This is a genomic window from Pseudomonas sp. IT-93MI4 (assembly GCF_949767635.1).
Taxonomy (GTDB): Bacteria; Pseudomonadota; Gammaproteobacteria; order Pseudomonadales; family Pseudomonadaceae; genus Aquipseudomonas; species Aquipseudomonas putida_A.
The window spans coordinates 39,784-58,188 of sequence record NZ_CATKPP010000008.1 but is presented as its reverse complement, the minus strand read 5'-3'; the positions used below and the strand labels follow the sequence as shown (position 1 = coordinate 58,188).

24 protein-coding genes and 1 pseudogene are annotated in these 18,405 nt (G+C 58.0%); 22 read left to right on the top strand and 3 right to left on the bottom strand.

The features are described 5' to 3' along the window. Positions 1 to 29: 29 nt before the first annotated feature. The 16 genes from ACM6I7_RS06105 (at position 30) to ACM6I7_RS06030 (ending at position 13,026) form a co-directional block, all read left to right on the top strand. Positions 30 to 260, top strand: a complete 231-nt coding sequence (locus ACM6I7_RS06105) for a hypothetical protein (protein WP_241002195.1) — start codon at positions 30 to 32, stop codon at positions 258 to 260. A gap of 5 nt (positions 261 to 265) precedes the next feature. Then, positions 266 to 592: a GPW/gp25 family protein gene (locus ACM6I7_RS06100; RefSeq protein ID WP_122843348.1), complete on the top strand. Its 327-nt coding sequence runs from the start codon at positions 266 to 268 to the stop codon at positions 590 to 592. Next, positions 589 to 1,473 carry a baseplate J/gp47 family protein gene (locus ACM6I7_RS06095; protein WP_414888156.1) on the top strand — a complete coding sequence of 295 codons (885 nt, stop codon included), beginning with the start codon at positions 589 to 591 and terminating at the stop codon, positions 1,471 to 1,473. Before ACM6I7_RS06100 ends, ACM6I7_RS06095 begins: the two co-directional genes overlap by 4 nt. A gap of 1 nt (position 1,474) precedes the next feature. After that, on the top strand, positions 1,475 to 2,086 hold the full coding sequence (locus ACM6I7_RS06090; RefSeq protein ID WP_122843346.1) for a phage tail protein I: 612 nt from the start codon (positions 1,475 to 1,477) through the stop codon (positions 2,084 to 2,086). Then, entirely contained in the window at positions 2,079 to 3,680 is a 1,602-nt protein-coding gene (locus ACM6I7_RS06085) for a phage tail protein (RefSeq protein WP_205941822.1), read from the top strand. Before ACM6I7_RS06090 ends, ACM6I7_RS06085 begins: the two co-directional genes overlap by 8 nt. 9 nt (positions 3,681 to 3,689) lie before the next feature. Continuing rightward, positions 3,690 to 4,112 (top strand): phage tail protein, encoded by a 423-nt coding sequence (locus ACM6I7_RS06080; RefSeq protein ID WP_122843345.1) that lies wholly within the window; start codon positions 3,690 to 3,692, stop codon positions 4,110 to 4,112. A 104-nt stretch (positions 4,113 to 4,216) separates the two neighbouring features. After that, positions 4,217 to 5,383, top strand: a complete 1,167-nt coding sequence (locus ACM6I7_RS06075) for a phage tail sheath family protein (protein WP_122843344.1) — start codon at positions 4,217 to 4,219, stop codon at positions 5,381 to 5,383. A 12-nt stretch (positions 5,384 to 5,395) separates the two neighbouring features. Next, positions 5,396 to 5,899, top strand: a complete 504-nt coding sequence (locus ACM6I7_RS06070; RefSeq protein ID WP_103368783.1) for a phage major tail tube protein — start codon at positions 5,396 to 5,398, stop codon at positions 5,897 to 5,899. Between the two features lie 11 nt (positions 5,900 to 5,910). Further along, the gene (locus tag ACM6I7_RS06065; protein ID WP_122843343.1) at positions 5,911 to 6,225 is read left to right on the top strand and encodes a phage tail assembly protein; all 315 of its coding nucleotides are present in this window, start codon (positions 5,911 to 5,913) and stop codon (positions 6,223 to 6,225) included. A 155-nt stretch (positions 6,226 to 6,380) separates the two neighbouring features. Beyond that, entirely contained in the window at positions 6,381 to 8,828 is a 2,448-nt protein-coding gene (locus tag ACM6I7_RS06060) for a phage tail tape measure protein (RefSeq protein WP_414888154.1), read from the top strand. Between the two features lie 9 nt (positions 8,829 to 8,837). Continuing rightward, complete coding sequence (locus tag ACM6I7_RS06055; RefSeq protein WP_122843341.1) at positions 8,838 to 9,683, top strand: phage tail protein; 846 nt, start codon at positions 8,838 to 8,840, stop codon at positions 9,681 to 9,683. Further along, entirely contained in the window at positions 9,658 to 9,864 is a 207-nt protein-coding gene (locus ACM6I7_RS06050) for a tail protein X (protein WP_096796963.1), read from the top strand. The genes ACM6I7_RS06055 and ACM6I7_RS06050 overlap by 26 nt, the downstream gene beginning before the upstream one ends. Before the next feature lie 69 nt (positions 9,865 to 9,933). After that, a complete protein-coding gene (locus ACM6I7_RS06045) occupies positions 9,934 to 10,980 on the top strand; it encodes a phage late control D family protein (protein ID WP_414888153.1) in 1,047 nt (348 codons plus the stop codon). 34 nt (positions 10,981 to 11,014) lie between these two features. Beyond that, on the top strand, positions 11,015 to 11,578 hold the full coding sequence (locus tag ACM6I7_RS06040) for a glycoside hydrolase family 19 protein (protein ID WP_414888152.1): 564 nt from the start codon (positions 11,015 to 11,017) through the stop codon (positions 11,576 to 11,578). Beyond that, positions 11,560 to 12,081, top strand: coding sequence for a lysis protein (locus ACM6I7_RS06035; RefSeq protein ID WP_414888151.1), 522 nt, complete (start codon positions 11,560 to 11,562; stop codon positions 12,079 to 12,081). Before ACM6I7_RS06040 ends, ACM6I7_RS06035 begins: the two co-directional genes overlap by 19 nt. A gap of 150 nt (positions 12,082 to 12,231) precedes the next feature. Beyond that, positions 12,232 to 13,026, top strand: coding sequence for a DNA adenine methylase (locus ACM6I7_RS06030; protein ID WP_414888150.1), 795 nt, complete (start codon positions 12,232 to 12,234; stop codon positions 13,024 to 13,026). A gap of 161 nt (positions 13,027 to 13,187) precedes the next feature. On the opposite strand, the gene ACM6I7_RS06025 is transcribed toward ACM6I7_RS06030, so the two are convergent. Then, entirely contained in the window at positions 13,188 to 13,523 is a 336-nt protein-coding gene (locus ACM6I7_RS06025; RefSeq protein ID WP_414888149.1) for a hypothetical protein, read from the bottom strand. Positions 13,524 to 13,843: 320 nt separating this feature from the next. On the opposite strand from ACM6I7_RS06025, the pseudogene ACM6I7_RS06020 reads away from it, so the two are divergent. The 5 genes and pseudogenes from ACM6I7_RS06020 to ACM6I7_RS06000 all read left to right on the top strand — a co-directional run bounded on the left by ACM6I7_RS06020 (position 13,844) and on the right by ACM6I7_RS06000 (position 17,270). Then, positions 13,844 to 14,726 (top strand): annotated as a pseudogene (locus tag ACM6I7_RS06020) (manganese catalase family protein). Positions 14,727 to 14,955: 229 nt separating this feature from the next. Beyond that, on the top strand, positions 14,956 to 15,885 hold the full coding sequence (locus ACM6I7_RS06015; protein WP_414888148.1) for a ZIP family metal transporter: 930 nt from the start codon (positions 14,956 to 14,958) through the stop codon (positions 15,883 to 15,885). Between the two features lie 150 nt (positions 15,886 to 16,035). Beyond that, positions 16,036 to 16,533 (top strand): ferritin-like domain-containing protein, encoded by a 498-nt coding sequence (locus ACM6I7_RS06010; RefSeq protein WP_414888147.1) that lies wholly within the window; start codon positions 16,036 to 16,038, stop codon positions 16,531 to 16,533. 139 nt (positions 16,534 to 16,672) lie between these two features. After that, positions 16,673 to 16,894, top strand: a complete 222-nt coding sequence (locus ACM6I7_RS06005) for a PLD nuclease N-terminal domain-containing protein (RefSeq protein WP_414888146.1) — start codon at positions 16,673 to 16,675, stop codon at positions 16,892 to 16,894. Positions 16,895 to 17,051: 157 nt separating this feature from the next. Then, positions 17,052 to 17,270: a hypothetical protein gene (locus tag ACM6I7_RS06000; protein WP_414888145.1), complete on the top strand. Its 219-nt coding sequence runs from the start codon at positions 17,052 to 17,054 to the stop codon at positions 17,268 to 17,270. A 106-nt stretch (positions 17,271 to 17,376) separates the two neighbouring features. Here the strand turns inward: ACM6I7_RS06000 and ACM6I7_RS05995 are convergent, their stop codons facing one another. Then, positions 17,377 to 17,601, bottom strand: coding sequence for a hypothetical protein (locus ACM6I7_RS05995; protein ID WP_414888144.1), 225 nt, complete (start codon positions 17,599 to 17,601; stop codon positions 17,377 to 17,379). Beyond that, positions 17,598 to 17,852 carry a DUF6555 family protein gene (locus tag ACM6I7_RS05990; protein ID WP_414888143.1) on the bottom strand — a complete coding sequence of 85 codons (255 nt, stop codon included), beginning with the start codon at positions 17,850 to 17,852 and terminating at the stop codon, positions 17,598 to 17,600. The genes ACM6I7_RS05995 and ACM6I7_RS05990 overlap by 4 nt, the downstream gene beginning before the upstream one ends. Between ACM6I7_RS05990 and ACM6I7_RS05985 the strand changes: the two genes are divergently transcribed. Continuing rightward, entirely contained in the window at positions 17,811 to 18,338 is a 528-nt protein-coding gene (locus ACM6I7_RS05985; RefSeq protein WP_414888142.1) for a CinA family protein, read from the top strand. The genes ACM6I7_RS05990 and ACM6I7_RS05985 overlap by 42 nt on opposite strands. Positions 18,339 to 18,405 lie beyond the last annotated feature (67 nt).

The window sequence follows — 18,405 nt, the reverse complement described above, 5'->3', positions numbered from 1 at the left end:
GAGCGGGCTTTTTTATGCCTGGAGAAACCATGGCCAAACATCAAGATGATTCGAATGCGCCTGAGTCCGTACCGATCAGCACCGTGCAGGCGAACTCGACCGTGACCTTTCGCGACACGCTCTACACCTCGCGCACGGTCGTCCTGCCTGACGGCCGCACCCTGGCTGTAGCGAAAGCCCAGGTATCGGTTGATGGCACCGACGATGTGGCGCTGAAGTGTCTCAAAGCCAACGCCGAGTTCGAGCAGCTCAAGGAGTAAACCCGATGATCGGAATGGATCGCCACACCGGGCAACCCATCTCCGGCATCGAGCATTTACGTCAGTCGGTGGCGGACATACTCGGCACGCCGCTGCTGAGCCGCCGCGAGCGTCCGGAGTACGGCAGCAAGCTGCGGCGCATGGTCGACCTGCCCATCAACGAAGGCTGGAAAAGCGCCGCTCAAGCGGAAGCGGCCCGGGCGCTGCGCCAGTGGGAACCGCGACTGAAGCTTGAGCGCGTCGTCGCCATCTCGGTGTTGGGCGGGAAAATCAATTTCAGAATCAGTGGCGAGTATTTCGGTGAGCGCGGCACGTTGGAGGTGTGGGTATGAGTACGCTGGTGGATCTGACTGAGCTGCCCGCACCGGACGTGCTGGAGCCTCTGGACTTCGAAGAAGTGTACGGCGAAGCGTTGAACGTGTTTCGCGGTTACATGGGCGACAACTGGACAGCGGCGCTGGAGAGCGATCCTGTGACCAAGCTGCTGGAAGTCGGCAGTTACATCAAACTCGGCAACCGGGCGCGGGTCAACGATGCGGCCAAGGCTCAATTGCTGGCCTATGCCATCGGCGCCGATCTGGAGCAATTGGCCGCCAACGTGAATCTCAAACGCCTGGTGATTCAGGCGGCGGATCCGCTGGCGGTGCCGCCGGTCGAGGCAGTACTGGAATCATACGATGCTCTGCGTGAACGGGTACAGATGGCCTATGAGGGTTTGACCACGGCGGGGCCACGCAACAGCTACATCCTGCATGCCCGTAATGCCTCGGCATTGGTTGCTGACGCAACAGCCGAAAGCCCGGCGCCGGCCTGTGTCGACGTGACGGTGCTGGGTTTGGAAGGGGACGGCGCGGTTGGGCCGGAGCTGCTGGCCCTGGTCGCCGAGGCTGTGAATGACGACGATGTGCGCCCGGTCGGTGATCGGGTCACCGTACGCGGTGCCGAGATCCTGCGGTATCGGATTGATGCGGTGCTGCACATGAAAGGTACCGGACCGGAAAATGACGCCGCGCTCGCCGAGGCAATCAAGCGCCTTGAGGCCTGGGTCAATCCACGCCGTCGCTTGGGCGTCGAGGTAGCCCGCTCGGGTGTCGATGCGCAGTTGCACGTCGCCGGTATGGCCCGCGTTGAACTCAAGGACTGGCAGGATCTGACACCAACCAAGGCGCAGGCGGCGTACTGCACCGGTTTCACCGTCGTGTTGGGAGGCTGATATGCGCAGTCTTCTACCGCTCAACAGCACTCCCTTGGAACGGGGTATCGAGGCGACCTTTGCCGAGACCACACTGATTCCGTTGCGGACGCTGTACAACCCCGACACCTGTCCTGTGCACCTGCTGCCACATCTGGCCTGGGCCTGGTCAGTCGACCGCTGGGATCCGGAGTGGCCGGAAGCGGTCAAGCGCGCCGCGATCAAGGCCTCGTTCTACATCCACAAGCACAAAGGCACCATTGGCGCTCTACGCCGGGTAGTCGAACCGCTGGGCTATCTGATCGAGATCTCGGAATGGTGGCAGACCATCCCGGAAGGCGTGCCGGGCACCTTCGCGTTGAAGGTCGGCGTGCTGGACACCGGTATCACCGAAGAGATGTACCTCGAACTTGAGCGCCTGATCGACGATGCCAAACCCGTCAGCCGAAAACTGACCGGACTCGACATCACTCTTGAAACTCACTTGGACGCCTATGTCGGTTTTGCCGTTTACGACGGTGATGAAATCGACGTTTACCCATGGAGCAACCCGGACATGGACGTAATGGTTCAGGGGAACCATGGCGTCAGCGAATACACCCTCGACGAATTGGACGTATATCCCCATGGTTGACAAAAACTCTATTTTTGGCGGCATGCTCACCACGCAGGGTGCCGCCAAGAAAACCAACTGCGACGCGCTGGGCATCCCTTGGGAACCGCGCTACATGCTGATCGGTGATGCAAACGGCACCGACCCTGTCCCCAGCGCTTCGCAAACCAAACTGGTGAACCAGGTTTACCGGGCGCAGCTCAATCAGTTACGTGTCTCTCCCACTGATTCCAATGTTCTGATTGCCGAACTGGTGTTGCCACCGGATGTAGGCGGTTGGTGGATTCGCGAGCTTGGGCTGGAAGACAAGGACGGCGTTTTCTGTGCGGTGGCGAATGCGGCGCCGAGCTACAAGCCGTTACTCGCCCAAGGCTCTGGTCGCAACCAGGTGGTGCGGATGCACATCATCACCAGCGGCACCTCGAACATTCAGTTGAAGATCGACCCGTCGGTGGTGTTGGCCACTCGCGGGTATGTGGACGATTTGATCAACGGACTGCTGCCGGCGAACAAAGTCGCCGGGACGTACACCAAGGTCACGGTGAATGATCGCGGCGTGTTCATGTCCGGGTCCAATCCAACAACCTTGGCCGGGTTTGGCATCAAGGACACTTACACCAAGACTGAGATCGAGTCGATGATCGCGCAGGCTTCGGCCTTGCCGGTCGGCGCTACGGTCGCTTTCCCGTTGGACAAGGTCGCGCCGGGCTTTCTTGAGCTGGACGGTAGCGTAAAGAGCGTTGCGGTCTATCCCGATCTGGCGGCGTTCCTCGGCACGGCCTTCAACAAGGGTGACGAGGGTGCAGGCAATTTCCGCCTGCCCGATTCTCGCGGTGAGTTCCTGCGGGGCTGGGATCATGGACGCGGGGTTGATGCAGGTCGCGCAATTAGCACGTATCAGAAAGGTTCGTTGCTTCACGGTAATGATGACAATGGTGCCGAGATTCACGGGCTAAATGGTATCAATGCTAATCGTGTGGGCTTGGGCTGGGATCTTCCGGTGATGGCTGACTATTCCGGCTCCGGTGCTTACACGGCAAGCGGCGTTGCTGTCCCCGGAACCTCGCTTTTTGCTCAGGCGCATTATGGTATATCGCGCCCGCGCAACTTGGCGGTGATGTGGTGCATTAAGGCCTGGAACGCGCCGATCAATCAGGGAAACATCGACATTGCCGCCCTGGCGGCTTTGGCGACTCAGGCCACTGAAATCAAACTCGGTACGGCCAAGATCGCGACGCAGGCGCTGACGGATGCCGGAATCGATGACGGCACCATTGTTACGCCGAAGAAGCTGCGTGCTGGATTCTTGTCGAGTTTTACCGCTAACGGTTACTTGGCTTTCCCATCATGGCTGGGAGGGCTTGTTATTCAATGGGGCAGTCTGAGCGTTGCCGGCACTGCGACTGTTCCGTTGCCCATGGCCTGGCCCACTGGCAAGTGCTTTGGCGTATGGGGGGCAGGACAAACTGGCATTGATGGCAGCACAGGCGGATCTGCTTGGGTTGAGTCGGGTGTAGTGTCTTCGTCACAAATCTTTCTGAAAGTTGTTACGTCCAGCTCGTCGGGAAATGCTCAAGGTAATCGGGGCGTCTCTTGGTTGGCCATCGGGAAATAAGGAGTTGGCATGCGTTATTACAGTCCAAGCACGGGAAGCACCTATCTTGAAGGTGTTCATGTGTGCCCCGATGATGCGATCCCTATTTCCGAGGAGCGGTACTTGTCGGTGATTGCTTGTCGGGTTGATGGGAGGGTTCGCGGCCATGATGCCGAAGGCTTGCCGATTTTGATCGACCCACCGCCACTCAGTGCCGAAGAGCTTGAACAGGTCGAACGAGTCTGGCGTGACGCTCAATTGGTGCAAACCGATAGCTTGGTGGTTCGTCACCGTGATGAGGTTGAGGACGGCAGTACTACAACCCTGATCGCTGAGCAGTATGCTGAGCTGCAAGCCTTCCGGCGGGCGCTTAGAAACTGGCCGGAGGGTGACGAGTTCCCGCTGATCGAACGCCGGCCACTAGCGCCTCTTTGGCTGGCCGGACTCCAATAAACGCCCCGCATTGACGGGGCGTTTTCATTTTCACTACGCGCAACTCGAACACACCTCACAGCCTCGCTTATGCGGGGCTTTTTCGTTTCTGGAGAACGAGCCTTATGAGTTTCTTTCACGGCGTCACGACCACTTCGGTCGATACCGGCGCACGCACTATCTCGTTGCCGTCCTCGTCGATCATCGGCTTGTGCGACACCTTCAGTCCCGGGCTGCTCGGTGGCGGTACCGCCAAGGCCGGCGAACTCAAACTGATCACTACCGAGCGTGAAGCCATTGCCGCGTTCGGCGCCGAGTCGGCGATCACCAAAGCCTGCCAAGCGATCTACACCAAAGCCAAGGCGGTCATCGTCGCCATCGGTGTGCCAAAGATGGACGACCCGGCGCTGCAGACATCAGCCATCATCGGCGGTGTTCTGGCGTCCGGTCAGCGTACCGGCCTGCAGGCGCTCCTTGATGGCAAAAGTCTGTTCAACGCCCAGCCGCGATTGCTGATCGCACCCGGCCATTCCGCCACCCAAGCGGTGGCCACGGCCATGGATAGCCTGGCGCAGAAGCTGCGGGCAATCGGCATCATCGACGGGCCATGCACCACTGATGAGGCCGCGATGGCCTACGCGAAAAATTTCGGCAGTCGCAACCTGTTCATGGTCGATCCGGGCGTGCAGTACTGGGATACCGGTGAAAGCAAAACCGTGGATGCACCTGGCTCTGCATGGACGGCGGGCCTGTTTGCCTGGACGGATGCCACCTACGGTTTCTGGGCCTCGCCTTCGAACAAGGAACTCACCGGCATCACCGGTACCACCCGCGCCGTCGAGTATCTGGACGGCGATGAAACCTGCCGGGCCAACCTGCTCAATAACGCGAACATCACCACGATCATTCGCGACGACGGCTATCGCCTCTGGGGCAACCGTACCCTGTCGAGCGATCCGAAATGGGCGTTCGTCACCCGCGTGCGCACGCTGTTCATTCTCATGGACGCGGTGCAGGCCGGCCACAAATGGGCGGTCGACCGCTCGATCACCAAGACCTACGTCAAGGACGTCACCGACGGCCTAGAAGCATTCATGCGCGACCTGAAAAATCAGGGCGCGGTGATCAACTTCGAGGTGTACGCCGACCAGGAGCTGAACACGGCCAGCCAGATCGAGCAGGGCAAGGTGTATTGGCGGATCCGCTTCACCGACGTACCGCCGGCCGAGAACCCGAATTTCCTTTTCGAAGTCACCAACGAGTGGATGACCGAAGTGCTTGAAGCCGCCTAAGGAGGCCACCTGATGATTCCTGAAGTTCTGTCCAACTGCGCCGGGTTTATCGACGGCGTGAGTTTTGCCGGCGAGATGCCGAGCCTGACCCTGCCCAAAGTCGTACTGAAAACTGAAACCTATCGGGGCGGCGGCATGGCCGGCGAGATCGAGATCCCGACCGGTGTCGAGAAACTTGAAGCCGGGTTTACCACCAACGGTGTGCGCCGTGAGGCATTGAAATGGTTCGGTTTGTCCGACCGCACCGCTTGTACGGCGGTGTTCCGAGCCACGTTCAAAGGCCTCAAGGGCAAGGTCACTCCGGTCATCGTGACGATGCGCGGCGGTCTCAAAGAAGTCGACATGGGCGACTGGAAGGCCGGCGAAAAAGCCGAGAGCAAACACAACATGGCGTTGACCTACTACAAGCTCGAAGTCGGCGGTCGGTTGATCTACGAGATCGACATGGTCGGCATGGTGCTGGTGGTCGACGGCGTTGATCAACTGGCAGAAGAACGTTCTGCCCTGGGCCTTTAAGGACTTACGCAATGACTCAAGCAATTCAAGTTACACCCGAACAGTCGCTCCCTAAGTGGATGGAACTGACCGAGGAAGGGTTTCGTATCAGCCTCAAATACCCGACCGAACTCAATGGTGTACAGGTCGACCGCCTGACGATGCGCGCACCTTGCGTGCGGGATGTGCGGGCCGCGCAAGCGGCCTCCAACGGTGACGCCGAACAGCGGGAACTGTCGCTGTTTTCCTCGCTGACCCAAACCTCCGAGGTGGATCTGGTGGGGCTCAAGATGGTGGATTACATGCGCTTGCAGGCCGGCTACTTTCGTCTGGTCACGGACGACTAAGTGCGACGGTTCTACGTTGAAGATCCTGGCCAAGCGTATGGCTAAAGAAACCGGATTCTCGGCGGCCGAGATCCTGGCCATGTCCTTCAACGAACTGGTGTGGTGGCTCTCCGATTGAGCCACCGCTTAACCAACCTTGCGCATAAGGTCCGCACATGGCGAAGAACCTCGCACTCGGCTTTGTCATTGGCGGCGCCGTCGATCCGACGGTAGGCAAAGCGTTCAAGGACGTCGAAAGCAAAATCAAACATTTGGACACCGTGGGCAGCAAGGCCCGCGTGTTGCAGAACACCATCGGCGACACCATGCGTCTGCGCGATGAATGGCGCAAGGCGCACATGACCGGCGTCGCCGGCGCGGACAAACTGCTGAGCAAGTACGAAAAGAACCTCGAACTGCTGAAGAAACAAGGCGTTGAGGTCGGGCGGCTGAGCAAGGCCTACGCCACGATGGGGCGTGTGGCAGCCGGCGCCGAACTCAAGGCGCTTGGACATCGGCAGATTGAGGAGGGGCGGACGGGTCTGAAAAGCACCCTCGGTCAGGCTGGTGCACTGACTGCAGCGGCTGCCATTCCAACCAAGGTCAGTGCGGACTATGGTGCGATCATTCGCGACATTGCGATCAAGGCCAACATTGCCAACACGCCGGAAGAGGCGCAACTGTCCAAGACTGTGATCGACACGTCACGCGATACAGGCATGGCGCGTAATCAGGTGGCCGAAGTCGTCAACGCCCTGGTCGCCGCCGGTATGGAGTTGGACAAGGCGCTGTCCTATGCACCGACCGCAGCCAAGTTTGCGGTGGGGCAAGGATCGGAAGGCACTGAAACGGCGAAGATGATCAACGCCTTGGGTCAGAACGCCAAGATTACCGACCCCAAAGTGATGCAGCAGGCGCTGGAGGCTATCGCCTACCAAGGCCAGGCGGGCAGTTTTGAAGCGGTCGACATGGCCAAGTGGTTTCCTGAATTGCTGGCCGGGATGGGCAAACTGGGTATCACCGGCATGGATTCGGTGACGCAGTTGGGCGCGATGTTGCAGGTGCAAATGAAGACGGCCGGTGGTTCGGACGAGGCGGCGAACAACCTCAAAAACTGGATGGAGAAAATAGGCTCTGGTGAAACGGTCAAGGCCTACCAGAAGGCCGGGATCGACTATAAGGGGTCGATGCAGACCGGTTTGCAGAATGGCAAATCCACACTGGAATCCAGTTTTGCCCTGGCCCAGAAGTACATTGAAGCGACCGATCCGAAGCGGGCGGCCGAAATGGCCAAGGCCACAGCGGCGATCAGTAAGGAGGCTGACCCCGAGAAAGCCAAGGCCATGATGAAGTCTCTGGAGGAGGCTTTGCGCACCGGTGACCTGTTCGCCGATATGCAGGTCAAGGCTGCGCTGACCGCGTACATGCAGAACAAGGATCTGTATGAGCAGCTGAAAAAGGATTCCGCCGGGGCGACCGGGATCCTCGATAAGAACCTAGCCGAGCGCCGGCAAACCTCGGCGCAGAAATGGTCCGAAATGGCCCAGTCGATGGACGATGCCATGCGCAGCATCGGCGATGCGATCCGGCCGGTCACCGATTCCGTGGCCGACGGCATCAACAACGTCAGTCGCAAACTGTCGGGCTTTGCCGACGAATTTCCACGGGTAACGCTTGGCATCGGCACAGCCGTGGCTGGACTGGTTGCGCTCAAGGGGGCCGTCAGCGCCTTCAAGGTTGGTAAGGGGCTGATGCACCTCGGGCGCGGTACGCTGATGGGCAACCCAAACATCCCGCAAAAGGTGATCGTCACCAACCTTCCCGGTGCTGGTGGCGGGCTGAATGGCGGTGATCTCGATGCCAGCGGCGAAGGCAAGAAAGGCAAAGGGGGGAAAGGCCGCGGGAGAGGAGGAGGTGGTCGTGGCGCGAAGATAGTCGGAGGCATGAAAGGTCCAGCGTTGCTGGCGGTGGTCGATGCTGGTTTTAAAGCCTACGACACCTATGAAAATGCCGAGACCCAGGATGAAAAGGCGGAAGGTTACGGACAAGCGGCCGGCGGTTTGGCAGGTACCTTGGCCGGTGCGGCTGCCGGTGCAGCCATCGGTACGGCGGTGCCGATCATTGGCAACATCGTCGGCGGCCTTATTGGCGGCTATCTCGGTTACATGGGCGGCGATGCGCTCGGTGGAGTCATGGGTAAAAAACTGTTCGGCGCTGATGAGTCGCTGAAAAAAGTACCGGATGCCGGGCCGTTGATGATGGCTGATGCCGGGAAAAACCTGACGCCGGTGATGGGCGACATTGCCCGGTCATTCGAACCCAAGCCGGCTGGTCCTTTGGCGCCTGCTGCAGCAATGGGCGATGTGGCTAGGTCGTTGGCCGCACCTGCCAGTACGCCAGTGCCACCGGCTCTTCTGGCTGCACCGGTTCCGGCTGTGAAAGCCGAGTCGCCTAAGATCGAGCAACAGGTCCAAATCTCGGCGCCGCTGCACATCACCGTCCAGGGCGATGCCAAGGATCCGGCGCAAATGGCGCGTGAGCTGCAGCCCTTCATTGCTCAGCAGATGCAGCAGGCCACGCAGCAGTTGCAGAACCGCAAGCTTTATGACGAACCGCATGTGTAAGGAGGGCCAATGGCCTACATGGAACAGCTGCAGTCTGGTCTGAAGAATCTGGCTGCAGCGGGGGAAACTGGACGCCGTAGCCTGGACGGCATGATGGGGCCGGTCAACGGTGCCATCAGCGAGATCAGCGGCGCTGCCTCGGAGTTGGAAGGTATTCCAATCGTGGGGCCGGCGGTCGGGGCAAAGCTGCAGCGTGTCATGCGCAGCGTCAACGCCGCGCAGGCTAAGGTCGGGCAGGTGGTGGCCACCTACAACAAGGCTACCCGCGCCGTGTCGCAGATTGATGAGCGGATGGGAGAACTCAAGGAACAGGCAGCGCGGGCGTCCACCGCGATCAACAAGATCGCCGGCAAGGTCAGTCCATCACTGGGGAACATTCTGCCGACCGGATCACTGGCGGGTGATGCGACACCGATGCCGGAAGCGGTGAAGCCGTTTCCGCACCTGTTAATCGTACAGCCGCTGGATCCCAAGGCGGTCCCGTATTACTTCAACCTGGACACCGCCGCCTTCGACGAGCTGCGGCGCTCGACGGAGTACCGCTGGGCGTCGCAAGAACGGTTAACCCGCCGTCCGGCGCAGCAAGCGGTGGGCATCGGCGAGGAAAAAATCACCCTCAAGGGCGCGATCTTCCCGGGCTTCAAGGGCGGAATCAAGCAGCTGGACACCCTACGCAGTCTCGGTGCCCAGCTCCTGCCTCTGACCCTGACCACCGGCTATGGCGATGTGCTCGGCACTTGGTGCTTGAAGAACGTCGAAGAAGAACAGAGCGCGCTGCTGCAGGGCGGTATCCCGCGCAAGCAGGCATTTACATTGGAGTTCACGCGTTATGGCGATGACCTGCAGAACGTCTGACGGGGATCTGCTGGACACCCTGTGCTACCACGCCTATGGGCATCTGAGCGGATCGGTCGAAGCGGTGCTGGACGCCAATCAGGGCCTGGCCGACGAGCCGCAACCGTATCGCGCCGGCATCGTGATCGAGCTGCCGGACCTGCCGGCACCCGATGACAGCGAGGTGATGCTGTGGGGCTGATGCCCCTCCGGTATTCCGCGCAATGACTCAATCGGCCCGCCCAGTGCGGGCTTTCTTTTGGATGGAATGATGACCCCAATCTTTCGCGTCGTGGCCGACGGCGCCGACATCACCCAGCGGATAAATGATCGGCTGCTGCAGCTCAAGACCACCGACAAGCCCGGCATGGAATCCGATGAGTTCGAGTTACGCATCGATGACCGTGACGGCGCTGTGGTGCTGCCTCCACGCGGGGCCAGCATCGAGATCTTCCTCGGTTATGCAGAAACCAAACTGACCCGCATCGGCCGTTACGTCGTCGATGAGATTGAGCTATCTGGCCCGCCCGATACGCTGGTCATCACCGGTAAGGCCAGCGACATGCGCGGCAGTGGCAAGACCACCCGCAGCGGCAGTTGGGAAAACGTACCGCTGTCGCGGATCGTCGCCGACGTCGCCGCGCGCAATGGCTGGCAAGCGGTGTGCCCGGTACAAACCAAAGTGCCTCGCGCTGATCAACTCAGCGAATCGGATTTCAATTTCATCACGCGTCTGGCCAAGCAGTACGACTGCACGGCCAAGGTCGCCGACAGCAAACTGCTGGTCATGTCGCGCCAGGCCGGGCAGAGCGCCTCGGGTAAAAGCTTCGGCGTTGTAGCGATCCAGCGGCGCGACGTCAGTCGATTCCAGTTTCGGCTCGGTGATCGGAACACGCACAAGGCGGTATCGACCAAACACCAGGATAAAAAGACGGGAAAGCTCGCAGTGGTCACTTTAGACAACAACGAATCGCCGGACGGCTTACCGCCAGTGCATACCGACCGCCACATCTACCCGAACAAGTCAGCCGCCGAAGCGGCAGCCCAGGCACGTCTCACTGCGTTCAACCGCTCCACTGCCGGCGTCCGGCTGGAAATGCCAGGGCGCACCGATCTGTTTGCCGAACGATCGATCAACGCTCAAGGCTTCAAGGCCGGCCTCGATGGCGAGTACCTGGTCGACTCTGTGGAGCAGGTGTTTACCCAGTCCGGCTGGAGCACAACGGTCGAGTGCAACGGCGGTAAGAAGGGCAAGGCAAAAGCTAAAGGCAAGAAGAAAAAAGCGGCGAAGGATCTGAAGGTCGTTCAGCTCAACTAAGAGCGTCGCATCCCCACACCTCAAGGAGACATCAATGTCACTGACAGAACAGCAACTGCAACGCATCATGCCCAACGCCCGCCGCCAAGCGGGCGTTTTTGTATCTGCACTCAACGCTGCCATGGCGCACCGACAGATCAACACGCCGAAACGCCAAGCCGCGTTCCTGGCTCAAATCGGACACGAGTCAGGTCAGCTGCAGTACGTGCGGGAGCTGGGCGGCGAGCAATATCTAAGCAAATACGACACTGGCGCTCTGGCCGCAAAACTGGGCAATACCCCGGCAGCGGATGGTGATGGCCAGCGCTATCGCGGTCGCGGCCTGATCCAGGTCACCGGCCACGACAATTACCTGCGCTGCAGCCTGGCGCTTTTCGGTGATGAGCGATTGCTGCGCACGCCTGAACTGTTGGAGCTGCCGCAGTGGGCCGCCGAGTCGGCCGCATGGTTCTGGTCGGTGAATGGTTTGAATGCGCTCGCGGATCAAAACGAATTCAACGCGATCACCCGCAGGATCAACGGTGGTCTCAATGGGCTGCAGGATCGGCTGGAGCTTTGGGGGCGGGCGAGGGCGGTGCTATGCGTCTCGGCGAACTGATCCCGGCACCGTATCGGCTGGTGGCCAAAGGCTTGGTGCTGGTGGCCGTTACTTGGCAAGTACAGGATTGGCGCTACGGCAAACAGCTCGCAGAGCAGGCCCGCCTCCACACCGAAACCCTCAACCAACTGAATCTGGCCTCGGCCGCGCAGCAGCGTGACGAACAAGACAAACGTCTCGTCCTCGAGCAGCATCTGGCGACGAGCGAACAAACTCATTATCGAGCCTTGAGCGATGTCCAACGTGATCAAGGTCGCTTGCGCGACCGCCTTGCCACTGCTGATCTGCGCCTGTCAGTCCTACTCGAAGCCACCAGCGGCGCCGGCAACGGATCGGTGTCAGCCACCACCGGCAGCGGCGGCGTGGTTCATGGCCCCACAAGAGCCGAACTTGACCCAGCGCATGCTCAACGAATTATCAGCGTCACCGACGACGGCGACCGGGGGCTGATTGCCCTCGCGGCCTGTCAGGCATACGCCAAAGAAGTCTCAACACCGAAGTGAAAAAGAGCGGCCGGTCCGGATGCGTCAACATCCGGATCGACCGCCGTCCCTGCAGATGATCCCTGCAAGTCCAGCCAAGGCTCTTGCTCCGTGCACAAAGCGCGGCGAGCCTAGTACCTGTTTATCTATACAGTAAAGGTCTTGCTTTTTATGTCTACACCCATCATCCCTTGGATGGGCGGCAAACGCCGCCTGGCCGACCGCCTCATCCCGCTTTTTCCGCCACACGAATGCTACGTAGAAGTCTTTGCCGGTGGTGCCGCGCTGTACTTCATGAAGCCCCAGCCATCGCCCGTGGAAGTCCTCAACGATATCAACGGCGACCTGGTCACACTTTATCGCGTTGTGCAGAACCACCTCGAAGAGTTCGTGCGCCAATTCAAATGGGCGCTCAGTTCGCGGCAGGTGTTCGAATGGCAGAAAATGACCCGCCCCGAAACTCTCACCGACATCCAGCGCGCCGCCCGATTCTTCTACCTGCAGCACCATGCCTTCGCCGGCAAGGTCTCCGGTCAGACGTTCGGCACGGCGACGACTGCCCCGGCCATCAACCTGCTACGCATCGAGGAGAACCTCTCGGCCGCATGGCAGCGCTTGTCCGGCACCTACGTCGAAAATCTCTCATGGCTTGAATGCGCTGAACGCTACGACCGGGCTCACACCTTCCACTACATGGACCCGCCTTATTGGCAGACCGCTGGTTATGGCGTCGAATTCCCGTTCGAGAACTACGAACGGATGGCTGACTTCATGCGCCGCTGCAAAGGCAAGGTGATGGTAAGCATCAACGACCATCCGGATATTCGTCGTGTGTTTGAAGGCTTCCACTTCGAGACCTTGGAAATTCGCTACAGCAATACCAATCAGCGGCAAGGCAAAGCGGAAGTCAGTGGCGAACTGGTGATCATGAATTGGAGCGCTGATGCTTTTAATTGTTTGTTTTAAGGGGCGTTATTTCAGTTTTCTGGTGTTCGGCTAGTTTAATGTGGGCTGAGCAGTCCAGTACATCACAAGTGATACTAGGGCAGTCCAAATCAAGGCGATGAGCACTATAAGCGCTATAAGTAGTCTGCTTATAGGTTCGTCGCTCTTTTTTGTTTTCTTTTTCATGAGGTGCGGGAGTGAGTGTGTTGTGTTACTTCTGGATTTCGGCTACCCAGTGAAATAACTCGGTTAGTGAAATGCTGAGCAAGGTCATGTGGCAAGGCCCCCTTTCTTTCTAGGTCTAATAAGACTTTCAAAAGATAATCAATTGCTTCTGGTCTTCCCTCGGCAAGTCCAAATCCAGTTTCAATGATTGTAGCTGTTAAAGAATTGTGATCTTTAATAGGCTCGGGCTCAATTGAGTTGACGAGGTCTATGGCAAGCTCACCAGAAGAAGAATCAATTAATATTAATCTTTGGAGTGGGTCGTTAAAGTGAGGATCGATAGAGATTGACATGTTCTGGACTCCCCAGTTTTTCAAAAAAATATAGCACCACCAAAAACGGCAAAGGGCCATCTTTTGGTAAAAATATCTATACATATTTTTTTGATTGTATAGGATTCTATGAATTTGTATAGGTTTCTATATTTAAGTAGCGACGCGACAAATGCCAATTCTGTTGATAAATCATAAGCATATTCCTAGCGTATCGTCTATGTAGGGGTGTACGAATCCATTCGTCGGCTGCGTAAAAAAGAAATGCAATTTCTAACCTTGTGGCTGCTTCAGAACTGTGTGATTCAAGATTTTTTTAACACTGTCTGAGGAGACTTCTAATGTTCATACATAACAAGCGGCTTCAATACACCGTGCGTGTTGCCGAACCCAATCCAGGGTTGGCCAATCTATTACTTGAACAATTTGGCGGAGCACAGGGAGAACTCGCTGCGGCATCGCGGTTTCACCCAAGCGCTGGCCGAGGATGATCCGGGCCGCAAAGACTTGCTGATGGACATTGCGACCGAGGAGCTGAGTCACCTCGAAATCGTCGGCTCCATCATCGTCATGTTGAACAAAGGCGCGAAAGGCCGAATGGCCGAAGGCGTTGAAGAGGAAGGTGAGTTGTACCGGGCCATCAATGGTGCGGGCAACGATTCACACATCACCAGTCTGCTTTACGGCGCCGGCGCACCGCTGACCAACTCCGCTGGTGTGCCATGGTCGGCAGCCTACGTTGATACGATCGGTGAGCCGACGGCCGACTTCCGTTCCAATATTGCTGCCGAGGCTCGCGCAAAAATCATCTATGAGCGGCTGATGAACGTAGCGGACGACCCCGGCGTTAAAGAAGCGCTCGGTTTTCTCATGACCCGTGAAATCGCCCACCAACTGTCCTTCGAAAAAGCACTGCATGCGATCCAGCCGAACTTCCCGCAGGGCAAGCTACCCGGTATGCCGGAGTTCACCAACGTGTACTTCAACATGTCCCAAGGGGAAGGCAGCACCCGTGGTCCGTGGAACCAGGGTGACGACTGGGAGTTCGTGGAAAACCCAGGGCCAGCGGTGGATGGCGGGGACGGGACCGCCAGTGTCCAGCTCAGCACTGAGGAAGATGCGCTGCTGCTGGACATGAAGGCTGGAACCATGTCCGACCCGGACAGTAACCCCATCACCGGCGCCGATCTGGGGGCGGGTGTTCAGGGTGACCCAAAAGCTTGATGACCAGTCCCGCACGCCGCCACGGCGTGCGGTTTTTTATTCATGCCGAGGTACACGACATGAGCTCGAATACCGATGTTTTCAACAATGACCTGGCGCAGTCCTTGACCGATCGGTTCAACGCAACCGCTGCATCCTATGACCGCACCGCCCTGCGGATCGCCCGAACGTTGCGCCAATCCACGGTCAGCACCAATGGGAAACATTCAACAGGACGATAGGAGGCGACATGGCACTTTCCTCATCGTCTGCCAGAACCCCATCACGTAACTGGTGGGGCATGGTGTCCAGTGGCGGTTGGCCCGGGGTGCTGTTCTGGGCGACGCTGCTGCTGGTAACTGGATTGCTTTCGATCAGCGGTTACTCTGCGCTGGTAGGGGCTGATAATGAAAATCTGCGTCTGGCAGCATTGGGAGGATTGTCGGGGTTCGCTGCGACCGCCCTGGGCGCCTTGGGGGCGATCATCCTTCGCGATATCGCCTCGCGCACCCAAGACATCATGCTGGGTTTTGCCGCCGGCATGATGCTGGCAGCAAGCTCCTTCTCGCTGATCCTTCCAGGTATCGAGGCCGCTCAGGCACTGTGCGGTAACCAGCTACTTGCCGCTTTTGTTGTCGTGTTCGGACTGGCTCTAGGCGTTGTACTGATGGTCGGCTTGGACAGATTCGTACCTCACGAGCACCAGGAAAGCGGCAGGCGCGGACCCGGCTCCCAACGTATCAATCGAGTCTGGTTGTTCGTTCTGGCCATCACGCTGCACAACTTGCCGGAGGGCATGGCCATCGGAGTCAGTTTTGCCAACGGCGACATGAAAGTAGGCCTGCCTCTGACGACCGCCATCGCCATTCAGGACATTCCGGAAGGCCTCGCCGTAGCGTTGGCTCTGCGGGTCACCGGCATATCGGCTTGGCGGGCGGCCCTGATCGCCATCGGTTCCGGTTTGATGGAGCCTTTGGGCGCAGTCGTGGGCCTTGGTGTATCGAGCGGATTTGCCTTGGGTTATCCAGTAGCCCTGGGTCTCGCAGCCGGCGCGATGATCTTTGTGGTATCTCACGAAGTCATTCCTGAAACGCATCGAAACGGCCATGAGACACCTGCGACCCTCGGTCTCATGTTGGGATTCGGGGTGATGATGTTCCTCGATACCGCGTTGGGTTAGCGGCATGAGCACTTCATCTGCGAATCGAAAAAATCTTGGAACGCCTCTCAAAAGGGTTGGGTCATTTTTCATGAACGCCACGATGGCGGGCGAGTCATCCTGATCGTCACGCCTCGGGCAAACATCCAACGACCAGAAGGAAGTTAGGAAATGGCTAGAAAAACTATTGAAGACTTGTTCATCCATGAACTCTCCGATGTTTACAGCGCCGAGAAACAGATCACCAAAGCATTGCCGCGTTTGGCGCGGGCCGCGACCAATCCACTGCTCGCGGAAGCCTTCACCTCGCACCTTGAAGAAACCCAGGGTCAGATCGAACGTATTGATCAACTGGTCGAGCTAACTGGATTGAAGCTCAAACGCATGAAGTGCGTTGCGATGGAAGGCTTGGTCGAAGAGTCCAAAGAGTTGCTCGATGAAATCGACAAAGGTGCGGTGCTGGACGCGGCGCTGATCGGTGCGGCGCAGAAGGTTGAACACTACGAAATCGCCAGTTACGGCACTCTGATCGCAATGGCCAAGCACCTTAAACTCGACGATGCCGCTGCATTGTTGCAAGCCACCCTCGCTGAGGAGAAAGGCGCCGACGAGAAGCTGTCGAAGATCGCGGAGCAAGGGGGTAACCAGGCGGCCACCCTGGAAAAATAACAACGCGCTGAAGTAGGTCGCCTACACACGCCACAGCGAATACGGTCGCTGTGGCGTTTTGCAAAGAAGCCGACTGTCGAACCGTATGAACCTTAGCGATCGGTCGCTCACCAAACTATACAAACGACGGAGGTGCATCATGCAAACCGAATACTTTTGGATCGCCTGTGCGGTGATTATGGTGCTGCTGGATCTATGGGCAGTGAATAGTGTGATGAGGAGCGATAAGCCTTCCGGGGCCAAAGTAGGGTGGGCGGCGTTAGTTTTTTTGATCCCTGTAATTGGGGTAGTGATCTGGGGGGCTGCGGGACCCCGGGGGGTCACCAAGGGGCCTTCCTCGCCGGAGCATAGCAAGGGGTAACCACGTTCGTCCTGATATCGCCTTCGATTAAAACGTAGCTTAATCCAGCGCCAACGTGATTATCAGCGATTATGCTCACTAAACTTTGCAGGAGTGCCATACTCTTAAGAGGAATAGTGGTCCGGTCTGCGGACTATGCCTTCTCCGGTTCGTTTTTGTGATTTCCAGTGATGATTTTCGTTTTACAGCCCACAAGCTTTTGCTGGAGCTGGATGCGTCTACGACACGCCTGATGATGTTGGTGGTCTCGGGTAAGGTATCGGGTGCTGATTGGGTAGAAGCTTTATCTCACCAGAAGCTGGCATTTGATACATGGTCTGTTTTTTCTATTCCCATTCATACGGATCCTATTCCTGCATTGGATGCGAGGCCTTAAACTGAACAGTCGCTGGATTCAGATTTATCGATGAAATTAAATCGGCAGACCAAATCCAGTTGTCAATCATCGAATTGAAGTACTAGTCGGCATTTTTTCTTTAAAGTCACCCGCGAATGCGCAGCAGATCCTGCTGCGCTTCAATACGTTTAGCATCGGCCAGAACCTTGGCTTGTGTAAACCGTTTCCAAGACACTGCGCTCGTGGAGTCGCCCTCTAGTAGGCTGTAGGCATACGCCTCCAGCCGGTCCACCTCGAAGAAAAGTGCCGCGTTGCGCGCGAGCTCATCGTCGGCCGATGAAACCGCCTGCTGCATTGTGTCTTGGTTCATGAAATAGCCCCCGTCCACTCTACTTTGGTAGTTTCCCGCCATCTCACGTCCGTCACGCCGAACCTCTCAGCCATAGGCTTGCTGAACATCTTGAGCGGAGCCTTCCCCGGTTTAGGGATAGGTGCCAAGTCTGCGTCGCAACATCCCCAATGCCAGGCGTCAGCGTTCCGCATTTTTGGAGAACGAATGACGAACGACTTTGGCTTTCCATGAAGCCGATATTCAATGATGTACAGATCAGTGCGATTCATGAGGCCCTCCTTTTGCTCCGCAACCACTCGTTGCGGTTGACGACGGCCGAGTCGTGTACGGCAGGCAAGATCGTCACCCTTCTGTCTGAAGTGGAGGGCAGTGGCGAACTGATTGAAAGCGGGTACGTCGTCTATTCCCCTGAGGCCAAACAGCGCTTGTTAAATGTCAGTCCCAGTACAATCGAGACGTTCAACCTGACCAGCTGTGAAGTGGCTCGAGAAATGGCGCTGGGCGCTTTGCGCGATAGCCCCGCCAGCGTTGCACTGGCGACCACCGGAATTCTTGGCCCAGATGATGTCGACGGGATACCTGCGGGCACCATCTGTTTCGCATGGGCCTTCCAAACCGATAGGGGGCAGAGCGTATTCACCCGGCAGTTGCGATTCTTCGGCTCTCGTTGTGAAGTTCAGCGCCAAGCCGCTGAGCACGCGTTGCAATCGTTGTCCCAGTTCCATCACCGTGTTCTCGCCGGCGAGCAGGCATAGGAACCCAGCCATGGATAAGTCACAGCACACTGATTATCAGAGTCGTACCTACCCGGTACGCGAACAA